The organism is Ralstonia sp. UNC404CL21Col, from assembly GCF_000620465.1.
GTDB classification, from domain to species: domain Bacteria; phylum Pseudomonadota; class Gammaproteobacteria; order Burkholderiales; family Burkholderiaceae; genus Ralstonia; species Ralstonia flatus.
The window spans coordinates 879,043-892,120 of record NZ_KK211140.1; the positions used below are offsets into that span (position 1 = coordinate 879,043).

The 13,078-nt window shown below is 63.4% G+C and carries 16 protein-coding genes; 14 read left to right on the forward strand and 2 right to left on the reverse strand.

Annotated elements, in window-relative coordinates:
- Positions 1 to 139 precede the first annotated feature (139 nt).
- Together N511_RS0122110 and N511_RS0122115 are read left to right on the forward strand one after the other, a co-directional pair.
- A complete protein-coding gene (locus tag N511_RS0122110; RefSeq protein WP_027681249.1) occupies positions 140 to 565 on the forward strand; it encodes a nuclear transport factor 2 family protein in 426 nt (141 codons plus the stop codon).
- Positions 558 to 1,013 (forward strand): MerR family transcriptional regulator, encoded by a 456-nt coding sequence (locus N511_RS0122115; protein WP_027681250.1) that lies wholly within the window; start codon positions 558 to 560, stop codon positions 1,011 to 1,013. The genes N511_RS0122110 and N511_RS0122115 overlap by 8 nt, the downstream gene beginning before the upstream one ends.
- Before the next feature lie 13 nt (positions 1,014 to 1,026).
- On the opposite strand, the gene N511_RS0122120 is transcribed toward N511_RS0122115, so the two are convergent.
- Positions 1,027 to 1,941 carry a cupin domain-containing protein gene (locus tag N511_RS0122120; RefSeq protein ID WP_027681251.1) on the reverse strand — a complete coding sequence of 305 codons (915 nt, stop codon included), beginning with the start codon at positions 1,939 to 1,941 and terminating at the stop codon, positions 1,027 to 1,029.
- Positions 1,942 to 2,056: 115 nt separating this feature from the next.
- Here N511_RS0122120 and N511_RS0122125 point away from each other — a divergent pair, with 115 nt between their 5' ends.
- A complete protein-coding gene (locus tag N511_RS0122125) occupies positions 2,057 to 2,392 on the forward strand; it encodes a carboxymuconolactone decarboxylase family protein (RefSeq protein WP_027681252.1) in 336 nt (111 codons plus the stop codon).
- 9 nt (positions 2,393 to 2,401) lie between these two features.
- Here N511_RS0122125 and N511_RS0122130 read toward each other — a convergent pair whose 3' ends face one another.
- Positions 2,402 to 3,340 carry an aldose epimerase family protein gene (locus N511_RS0122130; protein WP_027681253.1) on the reverse strand — a complete coding sequence of 313 codons (939 nt, stop codon included), beginning with the start codon at positions 3,338 to 3,340 and terminating at the stop codon, positions 2,402 to 2,404.
- 73 nt (positions 3,341 to 3,413) lie between these two features.
- On the opposite strand from N511_RS0122130, the gene N511_RS25410 reads away from it, so the two are divergent.
- The 11 genes from N511_RS25410 to hpaH all read left to right on the forward strand — a co-directional run bounded on the left by N511_RS25410 (position 3,414) and on the right by hpaH (position 13,047).
- Positions 3,414 to 3,551 carry a hypothetical protein gene (locus N511_RS25410; protein WP_180815280.1) on the forward strand — a complete coding sequence of 46 codons (138 nt, stop codon included), beginning with the start codon at positions 3,414 to 3,416 and terminating at the stop codon, positions 3,549 to 3,551.
- Positions 3,552 to 3,654: 103 nt separating this feature from the next.
- Positions 3,655 to 4,032 carry a hypothetical protein gene (locus N511_RS0122135; protein ID WP_027681254.1) on the forward strand — a complete coding sequence of 126 codons (378 nt, stop codon included), beginning with the start codon at positions 3,655 to 3,657 and terminating at the stop codon, positions 4,030 to 4,032.
- A 170-nt stretch (positions 4,033 to 4,202) separates the two neighbouring features.
- Positions 4,203 to 5,276, forward strand: a complete 1,074-nt coding sequence (dinB, locus tag N511_RS0122140; RefSeq protein WP_027681255.1) for a DNA polymerase IV — start codon at positions 4,203 to 4,205, stop codon at positions 5,274 to 5,276.
- Between the two features lie 204 nt (positions 5,277 to 5,480).
- The gene (locus tag N511_RS0122145) at positions 5,481 to 6,911 is read left to right on the forward strand and encodes an amino acid permease (RefSeq protein ID WP_027681256.1); all 1,431 of its coding nucleotides are present in this window, start codon (positions 5,481 to 5,483) and stop codon (positions 6,909 to 6,911) included.
- Positions 6,912 to 7,439: 528 nt separating this feature from the next.
- Entirely contained in the window at positions 7,440 to 7,730 is a 291-nt protein-coding gene (locus N511_RS0122150) for a DUF1488 family protein (protein WP_027681257.1), read from the forward strand.
- A 190-nt stretch (positions 7,731 to 7,920) separates the two neighbouring features.
- A complete protein-coding gene (locus N511_RS0122155; RefSeq protein ID WP_027681258.1) occupies positions 7,921 to 8,673 on the forward strand; it encodes a fumarylacetoacetate hydrolase family protein in 753 nt (250 codons plus the stop codon).
- A complete protein-coding gene (locus N511_RS0122160) occupies positions 8,670 to 9,440 on the forward strand; it encodes a fumarylacetoacetate hydrolase family protein (protein ID WP_027681259.1) in 771 nt (256 codons plus the stop codon). The genes N511_RS0122155 and N511_RS0122160 overlap by 4 nt, the downstream gene beginning before the upstream one ends.
- A complete protein-coding gene (gene hpaE, locus N511_RS0122165) occupies positions 9,437 to 10,918 on the forward strand; it encodes a 5-carboxymethyl-2-hydroxymuconate semialdehyde dehydrogenase (RefSeq protein ID WP_027681260.1) in 1,482 nt (493 codons plus the stop codon). Before N511_RS0122160 ends, hpaE begins: the two co-directional genes overlap by 4 nt.
- 52 nt (positions 10,919 to 10,970) lie before the next feature.
- Positions 10,971 to 11,840 carry a 3,4-dihydroxyphenylacetate 2,3-dioxygenase gene (gene hpaD / locus N511_RS0122170; protein ID WP_027681261.1) on the forward strand — a complete coding sequence of 290 codons (870 nt, stop codon included), beginning with the start codon at positions 10,971 to 10,973 and terminating at the stop codon, positions 11,838 to 11,840.
- Between the two features lie 10 nt (positions 11,841 to 11,850).
- On the forward strand, positions 11,851 to 12,240 hold the full coding sequence (locus N511_RS0122175) for a 5-carboxymethyl-2-hydroxymuconate Delta-isomerase (RefSeq protein ID WP_027681262.1): 390 nt from the start codon (positions 11,851 to 11,853) through the stop codon (positions 12,238 to 12,240).
- A 3-nt stretch (positions 12,241 to 12,243) separates the two neighbouring features.
- Positions 12,244 to 13,047: a 2-oxo-hept-4-ene-1,7-dioate hydratase gene (gene hpaH, locus N511_RS0122180; RefSeq protein ID WP_027681263.1), complete on the forward strand. Its 804-nt coding sequence runs from the start codon at positions 12,244 to 12,246 to the stop codon at positions 13,045 to 13,047.
- The last annotated feature ends 31 nt before the right edge of the window (positions 13,048 to 13,078 follow it).

The following is a 13,078-nucleotide window of genomic DNA, read 5'->3' on the forward strand; positions in this document are numbered from 1 at the left end:
GTTGATGACTAGTAGTTCGCTCGCAGTTCGAGCGCAGCGTCATATGGTCGTGTTGCCGATAGTGACGACAAAGAAATCCCTTGCGCTAGAGTGCGCTCTAGCACCTGTAATCAGGAGCGTTCACGCCAGGAGGCTCACAATGAACGCACTTGATAACAAGCACATCTTGCAGACCGTCTTTGCCGAACTCGCTGTGAGCAACGCCAAGCCTTTCGTTGAACTCATGGCGGAGGATTTCTGCTGGGTTTGCACCGGTACGACGCTGTGGTCTCGGCGCTATGAAGGCAAGCAGACGGTGTTGAACGAGCTGTTCGGTCCGCTGCGCGCGAAGCTCGGGCGCATCGCGACCGTTGCCAGCCGCTTTACTGCGGAAGGCGATACCGTCGTCGTGGAGGCGCAAGGTCGCAACACAACGCGCGACGGCGTTGCCTATAACAATCAGTACTGCTTTGTCATCCAGATGCGCGAGGGCAAGATGCGTGAACTGATCGAATACTTCGACACCGATCTCGTCAACCGGGCCCTCGGCGATCCCGCCGACCTTTCTGACCACGCCCATGGCTGAGCGCGATCCGGCCCGTTTGCTGATTGGCGCCCTCGCTCAACGCACGGGCCGCAGCATTCATACGATTCGATGGTATGAGGCGCAGGGGCTGATTCCCGGCGTTGCGCGCGATGCGACAGGGCGACGTGTCTATACCGAACAGCACGTCAACTGGCTGGAGTTGATGGAACGCCTGCGCAATACGGGGATGTCCGTTGCGCAGATGCGCGAATATACGGCGCTGGTGTGCGAGGGCCGCGGCACCTTGAAAGCGCGGCATGCCTTGCTGGTTGCTCATCGCGCTCAGGTCATGCAGACGATTGCTGAGTGGACGCGCTCGCTTGCGCTGATCGACGGCAAGATCGATTTCTACGGCGAATGGGTCGCCACAGGAACGCGCCCAGCGCGTGAGCCCAGCCTGCCACAAACCGCTGCGAAAACGCGCACGCATCGCACGCCGGAGCGCTAGCGATGGCGGAGGATCAATCCGTCGCCCGCCGATACCGCGCAGGCGTCATCCCCAGGTGCTGCTTGAACGCCTTGCCGAACGCCGCTTCGGATTGATAGCCGACACGCGCGCCAACTTCGCCTGCGCTGAGCCGTGTATGAACCAACGCGTCGCAGGCCAGCGTCATGCGTACGCGCGTGAGGAAATCCCATACCGTCATGCCGGCACGTGCCTTGAAATGCCGCGCGTAGGTGGCGCGTGACATGGCGGCGAGGTCGGCGAGGGCGTCGATGGTCCACGCGCGTTCGGGCGCGCTGAGCAGGGCTTGTACGGATGGCCCCAGGCGCGCGTCCGACAGCAGCGTCAGCGTGCCGGGGCTCGCGTTTTCTCGCTGACCGTAGGCGCGCAGCGCCATCGTCAACAGCGCTTGGCTCAGCGCGGTGACGATCGCCAGCGCGCCCGGTGCCCGCGTTTCGGCTTCGTCGCGCATCAGCCCAATGAGTGCTTGCAGCGCCGGAAACGACGCACTATCACTCAATGACACATGCAACGGGTCGGGCAGTGTGCGCACCAGCAGCGTGGTCGAGCCCCGCTCGTGAACGAAGCGGCCGCAAAGCAGATCTACGTCAACCGCGCCCCGGCCGGTTTGGCGGAGCGGCAGCATGCCGTCGTGCGAGGTGCGCGGCTTGGGAATCCGCGCCTCCGCAGCGCTTGAGTCGTGAATCGTATGGGCTTCACCGCGTGGGAACAGGATGAAATCGCCTTCGCGCAGCGTGAGCGTGCGGCCGCCGGTGTCGAGCCGGCAACAGCCCGACAGCACGAGGTGAAACAGCGCCTGCCCATTCGGCTCCTGATCATGCGGGATCGAGAAACGCCCCTGGAACAGGCAGCGCAAATCCAGGCTGGCCTGCGGCCGGATGAGTTGAATGAATTGGCTGAGCGCGTCCATTGAGACGATTTCGACAAAAATTGCGTTGATGAAGTATTCAACGGATCACGCATCAAGACAATACTCTTTCCAACGGCGCCGACACCGGGTCAGCGCCACACCACCGGAGCACATCATGCTGAACTGGGTCGAGTATCGGAAGGAATTGCTGGGTCGCATTGGCGAGATCGGTCAGATCACGCCGGATACCGTCAAGGGCTACAAGACGCTGTCGGCTGCCTCGACGGGTAGCCTTGACGCGAAGACGCGTGAGCTGATCGCGCTGGCCGTGGCGGTGACCACGCGCTGCGATGGCTGTATCACCGTGCACACCGCCGAGGCCATCAAGCATGGCGCAACGCACGAGGAGATTGCCGACGCGCTGAGCGTGGCGATCTCGCTCAATGCCGGGGCAGCCTTGGTGTATTCGGCGCGCGTGATGGATGCGGTGCAGGCCTACGAAAAGGCCTGAGCGCGTCGGCTACCGGGCGATCCGCAGACGGCAGGTGGCCTGCCGCGCCTCGCCCGGGGCGAGCAGGTGCAGGCCTTCACCGTGGTGGATCGCATTCGGCAGGCCCATCCACGGTTCGACGCAGTAGAAGTCGGACGTGGCGTTTTCCGTCCACGTGGTGATGGCGTGCCAGGGCACCGGCGCGCCGTCGACTTCGAAACGAATGCGGCGGCCGAGCGGTGCTTCCGGGTGCGGCGGAATGACCAGCGTTGCAGCGCCAGCGTCATCGAGCAGGTGATAGCGGTCTTGCAGCGCCGGGTCGTCGAGCTGGTAAGTCCTGCGCCCGGGTTCGGGGCGGTCGAGACTGCCATCGGGCAGTTGGCGTGACAGCCGTGCCGGCGGCATCAACAGCTCGGTCGCGCCGCGCAATGCATGCGGCAGCGCCAGGTAGAAATGATGGCCGGCGTAGAAAGGCATCGGGGCATGCGCGTCACCTTCGTTCAGATGCTTGACCGAGAAGGTCGCCTCGAGCCCATCGTCAATCAGCCGGTACGTCACGCGAAACTCAAAGGCGAACGGATAGCCTTGACGTGTCCCGGGGCTGTCGCGCAGCAACAGAACGATGTGCGCGTCGCTTGCGTCTTCCACCTCGAACGGCATGTCACGTGCGAAGCCGTGTTGCGGCAGGGCGTGAAGTTGCCCGCGCGCGTCGCGCCAGCGGCCGATCTCGCCTGCTACGAAGTGCCGGCCGATGAAGGGAAACAGCAGCGGATTGCCGCCACGGACCTTGGCTGGGTTTGACCAATCGGCCGGCTCCGGCCAGAAGAGAATGTCTTCGCCGCGATGGCGCCAGCGCACGAGCCGGCCGCCGGCATCGGGTGCCAGCAGCAGCATGGAGCCATTGGCATGCGACTCACCGATGCGGATGAGCGTGCGGTCCTGAAAGCGGGCGGTGGGCAGGTCGTGCATAGGCGGGCAAGGTGGCTTGTTGGCATGGGAATCGCGTACTAGATTGTCAATGCGTTTTGCCCGGAGGGAAACCATGTCCGTCAATTGCGTGCTGCCCGCACATACCGTTCCCCCGCCCGACGAGCCCTCGCCACCGGGCATTCCGCCGGATCTGCCATCGCCCGATGAGCCGCCGCCGCCCGTCGAGCCACCGGAGATGTTGCGGACGTAATCTGCTGTTACCAATCGTCACAGCTTTGTGGGAAGCGGTTCGTAAGATAAGCGCCAGTTCTCGCGCAACTGCGCGTTTCTACAACGACGATACGAGCCCAAACATGTCGATTCTTCCGCGTCTGACCCTGTGCGCAGTCCTGGCGGCCTCCATGGCCGGTTGTGTCGTGGCGCCGCCGCAGCCCACGCGTACGGTGGTGGTGCACGAGCCGGTTCCGGTCGCGGCACCTGCACCGGTGGATCCGCGCGCGCGCTTCGACCAAGTGCAGGGTCGCCTCGCGGAAGAATTCCACCGTATCGACGTTCGCCAATCCCAGGGCTACATCGATCCGTATCGCGCGGATGGCCTGCGCGATCGTCTGCGCCGCATCCGCCAGGAAGCCAACGACATGGCCAGCCAGCATCGTGGCGGCTTGTCCGGCGACGAGCAGCGCGCCCTGAATGACGAACTCGGCGCCGTGGCGCACGATATCGGCCGCTAAGCCGCTTTTCCGATCCCTTCATTCGTCGATGTTGCGTTGCAATATCGGCGAAATGCATTGTTGCGCCGTGTTGCGTGCGCGGCCCGCGGAAGCTGATACCCTTGCGTTCCTCCTGAACGAGCAAGCCCGACGCCGCTGCCGCCTCCCGCAGCCGGTTCTGGCCTTGTGCCGTGCGAAAGATCATCCACTGCGACTGCGATTGTTTTTACGCCGCCATCGAAATGCGCGACGATCCGCGCCTGGTCGGCAAGCCGCTGGCCGTCGGTGGGCGGCCGGAACGGCGCGGCGTGGTCGCGACTTGCAATTACGAAGCACGCAAGTTCGGCATCCATTCGGCGATGCCCATGGCGCAGGCCGTCAAGCGTTGTCCCGATTTGCTGATCGTGCCGCCGTCCATGGAGAAGTACCGCCAGGTCGCGCGCCAGATCTTCGCCATCTATCACAGCTACACGCCGCTGGTGGAACCGCTCTCGCTGGACGAGGCGTATCTGGACGTGACCGACAGCCCGATGCTCGCGGGCAGCGGCACCCGCATCGCTGAAGACATCCGCCGCCGCGTGCGCGAAGAGATCGGTATTACTGTGTCGGCGGGCGTTGCGCCCAACAAGTTCATCGCCAAGATCGCCAGCGACTGGAACAAGCCCGATGGCCTGTTCGTCGTGCGGCCGGAGCAGGTCGACGCGTTTGTTGCCGAACTGCCCGTCGACCGCCTGTTCGGCGTGGGGAAGGTGACGGCCGCCAAGCTGCGTCGCCTTGGCGCGGAAACTTGCGGCGACCTGCGCGCCTGGGGCACCGACCGCTTGCAGCAGCATTTCGGCGTGTTCGGTTTCCGGCTGCACGACCTTTGCCGCGGCATCGACCACCGGCAGGTGCAACCTTCGCAGATTCGCAAGTCGGTCAGCGTGGAAGAAACCTACGCCACCGATCTGCGCACGCTCGAAGACTGCCAGCGTGAGTTGATCGTTCTCGTCGAGCAGCTTGCCGCCCGCGTCGAACGTGCTCGGGCTGGCAACATGATCCATAAAACCTACGTCAAGCTGCGTTTTGCCGATTTTCGCGGCACGACGGTGGAGTGCATCTCGCCGCAGGTGTCCTTGCCGGTGTTCTCCAAGTTGCTCACCCAAGGGTTTGAGCGTCGCGGCATTCCCGTGCGGTTGCTCGGCGTGGGCGTGCGGTTGTATGAGTCCGACGCGCATGCGCGTCAGCAGCCGCTGTTTACCGAAGACCCGGCCGCCGCCGAATAAGGGTGCTGCTCTACGCGGCCACGCGACCACGCGGCAGTTGGTTGGGAATTGTCCTATTTTCCTGTCTGCATCCCGGCGATAGAAGGGCGGAATGTCGCCTGCGGGTAGAATGCCCGCTTTTTTGCATAATCCGCCGCCGCGCATCACACGTGCGCGACAGTGCATGCCGTCACATTCGGCCGCACGCAGACAGGAGACGCAGTAATGAGTTTGTTTCGTACCAAGAACGTGGATCACATGATCCGCACGGGCCACAGCGACACCGGCCTGAAGAAAGTCCTCGGACCCCTCGACCTGACCTTCCTGGGTGTCGGCGCCATCATCGGAACCGGCATCTTTGTGCTGACCGGCACCGGCGCGCTGACGGCCGGGCCGGCGCTCACGCTGTCCTTCATCGTCGCGGCGCTCGCCTGCGGGTTTGCCGCGCTGTGCTACGCCGAGTTCGCCTCGACCATTCCCGTGTCGGGCTCCATCTATACGTACGCCTACGCCACGATGGGCGAACTGGTCGCCTGGATCATCGGCTGGGACCTGATGCTCGAATACGGCCTGGCCACATCCGCTGTTTCGGTGGGCTGGTCCGGCTATTTCCAGTCGCTGCTGTCAGGCTTCGGCCTGCATCTGCCGGTGGCGCTCACCGCTGCACCGGGCGCGATTCCGGGCGTGCAGACGCTGTTCAACCTGCCGGCGCTGGTGATCATGCTGCTGATCACGACGCTGCTCTCGTTCGGCATTCGCGAATCGGCGCGCGCCAACAACATCATGGTGGCGATCAAGGTGACGGTCGTGTTGCTGTTCATCGCCGTGGGTGTGCGCCATGTGCAGCCGGCCAACTGGCAGCCGTTCATGCCGTTCGGCATGGAGGGCGTGTTTGGCGCCGCCGCCATCGTGTTCTTCGCGTTCATCGGCTTCGATGCGGTGACGTCTGCGGCGGAAGAGGTGCGCAATCCCAAACGCGATTTGCCGATCGGCATCATCGGTTCGCTGGCAGTCTGCACGATTCTCTATGTGCTGGTGGCCGCCATCATGACGGGCATCGTCCCCTTCGCGAAGTTTGCGGGCGTCGATCACCCCGTGTCGCTGGCGTTGCAAGTGGCCGGTGAAAGCTGGGTGGCGGGCTTTGTCGATCTGGGCGCCATCATCGGCATGACGACCGTGATCCTCGTGATGGCGTACGGCCAGACCCGCATCATCTTCGCCATGTCGCGCGACGGTCTGCTGCCCAAGCGCCTGTCGCACATTCATCCGCGCTATTCGACGCCGTTCCTGAATACCTGGGTGGTCGGCATTGTGTTCGCGTTGATTGCCGCTTTTGTTCCGCTGAACGTGCTGGCTGAACTCATCAACATCGGCACGCTCGCGGCCTTCTCGTTGATCGCCGTGGCTGTGCTGGTGCTGCGCCGTACGCGTCCGGACCTGCATCGGGGCTTCCGCTGCCCTGGCGTGCCAGTCGTGCCTCTGCTGGCGATCGGCCTGTGCCTGTTCCTGATGAGCCATCTGCAGGCCGTCACCTGGATCGCCTTCGTGGTGTGGGTCGTGATTGGCTTGCTGGTGTACTTCGGCTATGCGCGCCGCCGTTCGTTGCTGCACGGATCCACGCACGGCGCAGCGCCGGTTTCCGAGACGGTGCACTGATCGGAGCGGCGCGTCCATTCCCTGACGACATGGCTGCCACGTGGGTGCCACTGTCGTCAGGGCCGCCGGTTGAGGAGAATTCGCCTCAGCCGGTGCGCAACTATTACAACGCCGGTGTATTGCGTTCAAAGAGCGCACTTTTTTGGCACGGTTTTCAGCGCTTCCCGCACTGACATCAACGTGTCGCCAATCATGTGGTTGCATTAGCAAGCGCGTCTTGGCTCTGTATCCGGCACGCGCCTTGCATGTGGCTTTCGCTTTGCTCAACGGGCACGTGCGCGACCCTGACAAAAAAGCATAGCTGTGACCGTTGGCCCCACAAGGCCTGATCCCGCCTGGGATGGCAGCTTCAAGCCCGCGCTCGAGGGCTGCGATGCTCGAAATCGCGCTCGCACGTGCATCGCAAGCTGTGGTTAAAATGATTTGCGCAGCCAGACCCATGTCTGACGAAACCTTGCCGGCCCCCCCGCACGGTTTCCACGCAACAGCGTGTGCGTTGTTGTCCATTGCAATCGGAGGGCTTTGACGATGGAAATCAAGTTCGAAAAGAAAGAGGCGTACGACATCAACAACGAAGGCCTGCTGTTCGACGCACTCGTCGACGGCGAAAAGGTGACTTGCGTGGCAACGCGTGAGGCGCTTTGGGAAGGCCTGGAAGGTGACCAGGTGTTGTCGCTGCAGGCAGCCTTCGAGGCTGGCCAGGAGCGGATCCAGGATGCCGCGCGCGTGCTGATTGCCGACGGTGTCCAGCGATCTCATGGATTGGAGGATTTGCCGCAACCGGTCGTGGTCAAGCGCGCGCACATTGCCGTGGCTTGAGTCTGATCGATTGCCCGCGTAGACATCGGCTTGCCCGATGACTCTGCATGGCGGACAGCGCGTCCGCCGCCTGAAAAAAGCCGGTCCGTGTGACCGGTTTTTTTCATGGCGCCGCAGTTTCCCGACTTGACATGACTGCAATCCGACTAGATTATTAACATGTTAATTATATGAGCTAGGAGGAGGCGCAATGCGGCGAGCCAGAGTGACATTGCCGGACGGCCGGGTACGGGAAACCGTGTTTGCGTCTGCCACGGAACCTGCAGATTCCTGGCGCTGGCTCCCCCCGGTCGAAGGCACGGTCGTCGGGACCTTGTTGAACTACCGCGGAGAACTCGATGCGCTGGGCGGCGCGTTGTCTGCGCCGCCTTACCAGGCGCCACCCAAGGCGCCCATTCTGTATCTCAAGCCCGCCAACACGCGTATCGGCCATGGTCATGATGTTGTCCTGCCGGCCGATATCGAGAGCGTCTGGGCGGGTGCTTGCCTGGGCGTGGTGATCGGGCGGACTGCCAGGCGCGTGCCTGCGCGGCGCGCTGCAGATTTCATCGCCGGCTACACCATCGTCAACGACCTGACCGTGCCGCATGCGAGCTACTACCGACCGGCGATCCGCCACAAGTGTCGCGATGGTTTCTGCCCGATGGGGCCATGGATGGTTGACCGTGACGATGTGCCCGATGCCGATGCACTCAATATCGCCGTGCGCATCAATGGAGAAATCAAGCAGCGCGCAAACACTTCGACGCTGGTGCGGCCAATCGGGCAACTGCTTGCCGACGTGACGGCCTTCATGACGCTGGAAGTGGGCGACGTGCTGCTCGTTGGCATGCCGGAGAATCCGCCGCTGGCGCGCGCCGGGGATTGCATCGATATCGACATCGCCCACATCGGCACGCTGACGACAGCCCTGGTTCGCCACGCGCAGGAGGCCTCGCGATGAAGCACGCGCGTATTGCCTATGACGGCGCCATCCATCGCGCCACGGCCATGCCGGGCGATGACACCCACCTGCGACTGGCCGACGGCCGCGTCCTGCATGAAACCGAGGTCGTCTGGTTGCCGCCGGTCGAGCCGCGCACCGTCTTCGCGCTGGGCCTGAACTACGCCGACCACGCCAAGGAGCTAGCGTTCAAGGCGCCGGAGGAGCCGCTCGCGTTCCTGAAAGGACCGAGCACGCTGATCGGCCATCGCGCCCGGACCGTGCGCCCGAATGGCGTGACTTTTATGCACTACGAATGCGAGCTGGTCGTGGTGATTGGCGAGACCGCGCGCAATGTGTCTCGTGAACATGCCTACGAATATGTGGCGGGCTATACGGTGGCCAATGACTACGCCATCCGCGATTACCTCGAGAACTACTACCGCCCGAACCTGCGCGTGAAGAGCCGCGATACGTGTACGCCCATCGGGCCATGGCTCGTCGACCGCGACGATGTACCCGATCCGATGCACCTCGCGCTGCGAACCACCGTCAACGGCCGTGTCACGCAAGAAGGCAGCACGCGCGACATGATCTTCGACATCCCCGCGTTAATCGCGTGGTTCTCCAGCTTCATGACGCTCAGCCCCGGCGACATGATCCTGACCGGCACGCCCGAGGGTTTGGCCGATACGCAACCCGGCGACGAAGTCATCACCGAAATTGAAGGCATCGGCAGGCTGGTGAGCACCATCGTTGCCGAAGAATCGAACAAGGAGCCCGTATGAGCCGCGTCAACATGGACCCTGTCAAGCATTGGATCAACGGCCGCCAGGTCGACAGCGTCGAGCGTTTCGTCACGACCAATCCGGCCACGGGCGAGGCCATTACCGAGGTGGCCTCGGGCGGTGAGGCGGAGATCAACGCGGCGGTCGCGGCGGCCAAGGCGGCATTTCCGGCCTGGGCCAACACGCCGGCCAAGCAGCGCGCCAAGCTGATGCGCCGACTGGGCGAGCTGATCGAACAGAACGTGCCGCACCTGGCCGCGCTGGAGACGATGGACACCGGGCTGCCGATCGCGCAGACGAGCAAGCAGCTCATTCCGCGCGCTTCCGAGAACTTCCATTTCTTTGCCGAGGTGTGCACGCAAGTCAACGGCCGCACGTATCCCGTCGATGACCAGATGCTGAACTACACGCTGTATCAGCCGGTGGGCGTTTGCGCGTTGATCTCGCCGTGGAACGTGCCCTTCATGACGGCCACGTGGAAGGTAGCGCCGTGCCTGGCGCTGGGCAATACGGCGGTGCTCAAGATGTCGGAGCTGTCGCCGCTGACAGCGGACCAGCTTGGCCGGCTGGCACTGGAAGCCGGCATTCCGCCCGGCGTGCTGAACGTGGTGCAAGGCTATGGCGCGACGGCTGGCGATGCGCTGGTGCGTCATCCGGATGTGCGGGTGGTGTCCTTCACCGGCGGTACGGCGACCGGCAAGCGCATCATGGAGCGGGCCGGCCTGAAGAAATTCTCGATGGAGCTGGGCGGCAAATCGCCCGTGCTGGTCTTCGACGATGCGGACCTGGATCGCGCGCTGGATGCGTCGCTGTTCACCATCTTTTCGATCAACGGCGAACGCTGCACGGCCGGCTCCCGCATCTTCGTGCAAGAGAGCGTCTACGACGATTTCGTACGCAAGTTTGCCGAACGTGCCAAGCAGCTTGTGGTGGGCGATCCGGCGGATGAGACAACCCATGTCGGCTCGATGATCACGCGCGCGCACTGGGAGAAGGTCACGGGCTACATCCGTCTGGGCGAACAGGAAGGCGCGAAGATTCTGGCCGGCGGCGCGGAGAAGCCCGCTGGCCTGCCCGGCCACCTGCAGAACGGCAACTTTGTCGCGCCCACGGTGCTGGCCAACGTCGACAACCGCATGCGGGTGGCGCAGGAAGAAATCTTTGGCCCCGTGGCTTGCCTGATCCCGTTCAAGGATGAGGCCGATGGCCTGAAGCTGGCCAATGACGTGGAATACGGTCTGGCCTCGTACATCTGGACGCAGGATGTGGGGAAGGTGCACCGCGTGGCACGCGGCATCGAAGCCGGCATGGTGTTCGTCAACAGCCAGAATGTGCGCGACCTGCGCCAGCCTTTTGGCGGTGTCAAAGCGTCCGGCACGGGGCGTGAGGGCGGCGAGTACAGTCTGGAGGTGTTTGCCGAGATCAAGAACGTCTGCATCTCGATGGGCAGCCACCATATTCCGCGCTGGGGCGTTTGACGCGCGGCCGGACACACCACAACACACCACAACAAGGGCGGAAGGAGACACCATGGGCAAGCTGGCCTTGGCCGCGAAGATCACCCACGTGCCGTCGATGTACCTGTCGGAGCTGCCGGGCAAGCACCATGGCTGCCGGGCGGCGGCCATCGAGGGCCACCGCATCATCGGGCAACGCTGCCGCGATCTGGGCGTGGACACCATCGTCGTGTCCGACGTGCACTGGCTCGTCAACGCCGGTTACCACGTCAATTGCAACGCGCGCTTCGAAGGCGTCTATACGAGCAACGAGCTGCCGCATTTCATCAAGGACATGCGGTATGCCTATCCCGGCAATCCGGCGCTGGGCCGATTGATTGCAGAGACGGCAACGGCGCGCGGCGTGTTCACGCGTGCGCACGAAATCGATAGCCTCGAACTCGAATACGGCACGCTCGTGCCGATGCGGTACATGAACAGTGACCAGCACTTCAAGGTCGTGTCGATTGCCGGTTGGTGCGCGTGGCACACACTGGATGAAAGCCGCCGTTTCGGGGCCGCGCTGCTCGAAGCCATCGAGGCGAGCGACAGCACCGTCGCGTTCCTCGCCAGCGGATCGCTCTCGCACCGCTTCAACGACAACGGCAGCCCCGAAGAATCCATCCACCAGATCAGCCGCGAGTTTTTCAGGCAGGTCGACCTGCGCGTGGTCGAGCTATGGAAGCAGGGCGACTGGAAGACCTTCTGCGCAATGCTGCCCGAGTACGCATCGCTGTGCGAAGGTGAGGGCGGCATGCACGACACGGCCATGCTGCTCGGCCTGCTTGGCTGGGATGCCTATGACAGGGGCGTCGAGGTCATCACCGAATATTTCGCCAGCTCCGGCACGGGCCAGATCAACGCGGTCTTCCCCTTGCCCGAACGTGAACAAGTTGAAGCCTGAGGAGAGCGACATGCCGCATGTCATCGTCGAATACACCGACAACCTGGGCGACGACGCCCGCATTCCGGAATTGCTGCAGGCGATGAACGAGACGCTGATGGCGCAGAACGGCGTGTTTCCGACCGGCGGAATCCGTTCGCGCGCCATGAAGCTGACCGACTACCGCGTGGCCGACGGCAAAGAGGACGACGCCTTCGTCCATGTCACGCTCAAGATCGCCGCGGGTCGTACACCGGAGGTCAAGAAGGCCGCCGGCGATGCGCTGTTCGAGGCAGTCAAGGCACACTTTGCCGAGGCCTTTGCGCGCCGCTATCTGGCGCTGTCGATGGAGCTGACCGAGTTTGACGAGGGCGGCAGCTACAAGCACAACAACATCCACGCGCGTTTTCGCAAGGCTTGACGCATGCTCGACACCACGATCATCCAGACCATCGCGCGCCAGCTGCACCAAGCCGAGATTGACCGCAGGCAGATCCGCCAGGTTTCGCTTGACCACCCCGACATCACCATCGAAGACGCCTACGCCATCCAGCGTGAGTGGGTTGCGATGAAGCTGGCGGCGGGGCGGCGCCTGAAGGGGCACAAGATCGGCTTAACGTCGCGTGCGATGCAGCAGTCTTCGCAGATTGACGAGCCAGACTACGGAGCACTGCTCGACGACATGTTCTTTGCCGAGGGGAGCGAGATTCCTGCCGGCCGCTTCATCGTGCCGCGTGTGGAAGTCGAACTCGCCTTCGTGCTGGGCAAGCGGCTGCAGGGGCCGGACGTGACGCTGTTCGATGTGTACGACGCGGTGGACCACGTGATCCCCGCGCTGGAGATCATCGATGCGCGGTCTCAATCGATCGACCCGGACAGCGGGCGTCCGCGCAAGGTGTTCGACACGATTGCGGACAACGCCGCGAACGCCGGCGTCGTGATGGGCGGCCGTCCCATCCGCATGCGCGATGTGGACCTGCGCTGGGTGAGCGCCATTTTTTCACGCAACGCCGTCATCGAAGAGACGGGCGTGGCCGCCGGCGTGCTGAACCACCCGGCCAACGGTGTCGTCTGGCTGGCCAACAAGCTGGCACCGCACGGCGTTGCGCTGGAGCCGGGGCAGGTAATCCTTGGCGGATCGTTCACGCGGCCAGTGCCAGCCCGGCCCGGTGATACATTCCATTGCGACTACGGTCCGCTTGGCAGCATCGCGTGCCATTTCGTCTAACCCGTCTAACCCGTCTAACGCTCAAAGGATG

Coding starts and splice junctions, on each gene's coding strand:
- N511_RS0122115 (WP_027681250.1), top strand. CDS start 558: ATGGCTGAGCGCGATCCGGCCCGTTTGCTGATTGGCGCCCTCGCTCAA.
- N511_RS0122125 (WP_027681252.1), top strand. CDS start 2,057: ATGCTGAACTGGGTCGAGTATCGGAAGGAATTGCTGGGTCGCATTGGC.
- N511_RS0122160 (WP_027681259.1), top strand. CDS start 8,670: ATGAAGCACGCGCGTATTGCCTATGACGGCGCCATCCATCGCGCCACG.
- N511_RS25410 (WP_180815280.1), top strand. CDS start 3,414: ATGTCCGTCAATTGCGTGCTGCCCGCACATACCGTTCCCCCGCCCGAC.
- N511_RS0122150 (WP_027681257.1), top strand. CDS start 7,440: ATGGAAATCAAGTTCGAAAAGAAAGAGGCGTACGACATCAACAACGAA.
- N511_RS0122175 (WP_027681262.1), top strand. CDS start 11,851: ATGCCGCATGTCATCGTCGAATACACCGACAACCTGGGCGACGACGCC.
- N511_RS0122130 (WP_027681253.1), bottom strand. CDS start 3,340: ATGCACGACCTGCCCACCGCCCGCTTTCAGGACCGCACGCTCATCCGC.
- N511_RS0122145 (WP_027681256.1), top strand. CDS start 5,481: ATGAGTTTGTTTCGTACCAAGAACGTGGATCACATGATCCGCACGGGC.
- N511_RS0122155 (WP_027681258.1), top strand. CDS start 7,921: ATGCGGCGAGCCAGAGTGACATTGCCGGACGGCCGGGTACGGGAAACC.
- hpaE (WP_027681260.1), top strand. CDS start 9,437: ATGAGCCGCGTCAACATGGACCCTGTCAAGCATTGGATCAACGGCCGC.
- hpaD (WP_027681261.1), top strand. CDS start 10,971: ATGGGCAAGCTGGCCTTGGCCGCGAAGATCACCCACGTGCCGTCGATG.
- hpaH (WP_027681263.1), top strand. CDS start 12,244: ATGCTCGACACCACGATCATCCAGACCATCGCGCGCCAGCTGCACCAA.
- N511_RS0122135 (WP_027681254.1), top strand. CDS start 3,655: ATGTCGATTCTTCCGCGTCTGACCCTGTGCGCAGTCCTGGCGGCCTCC.
- N511_RS0122110 (WP_027681249.1), top strand. CDS start 140: ATGAACGCACTTGATAACAAGCACATCTTGCAGACCGTCTTTGCCGAA.
- N511_RS0122120 (WP_027681251.1), bottom strand. CDS start 1,941: ATGGACGCGCTCAGCCAATTCATTCAACTCATCCGGCCGCAGGCCAGC.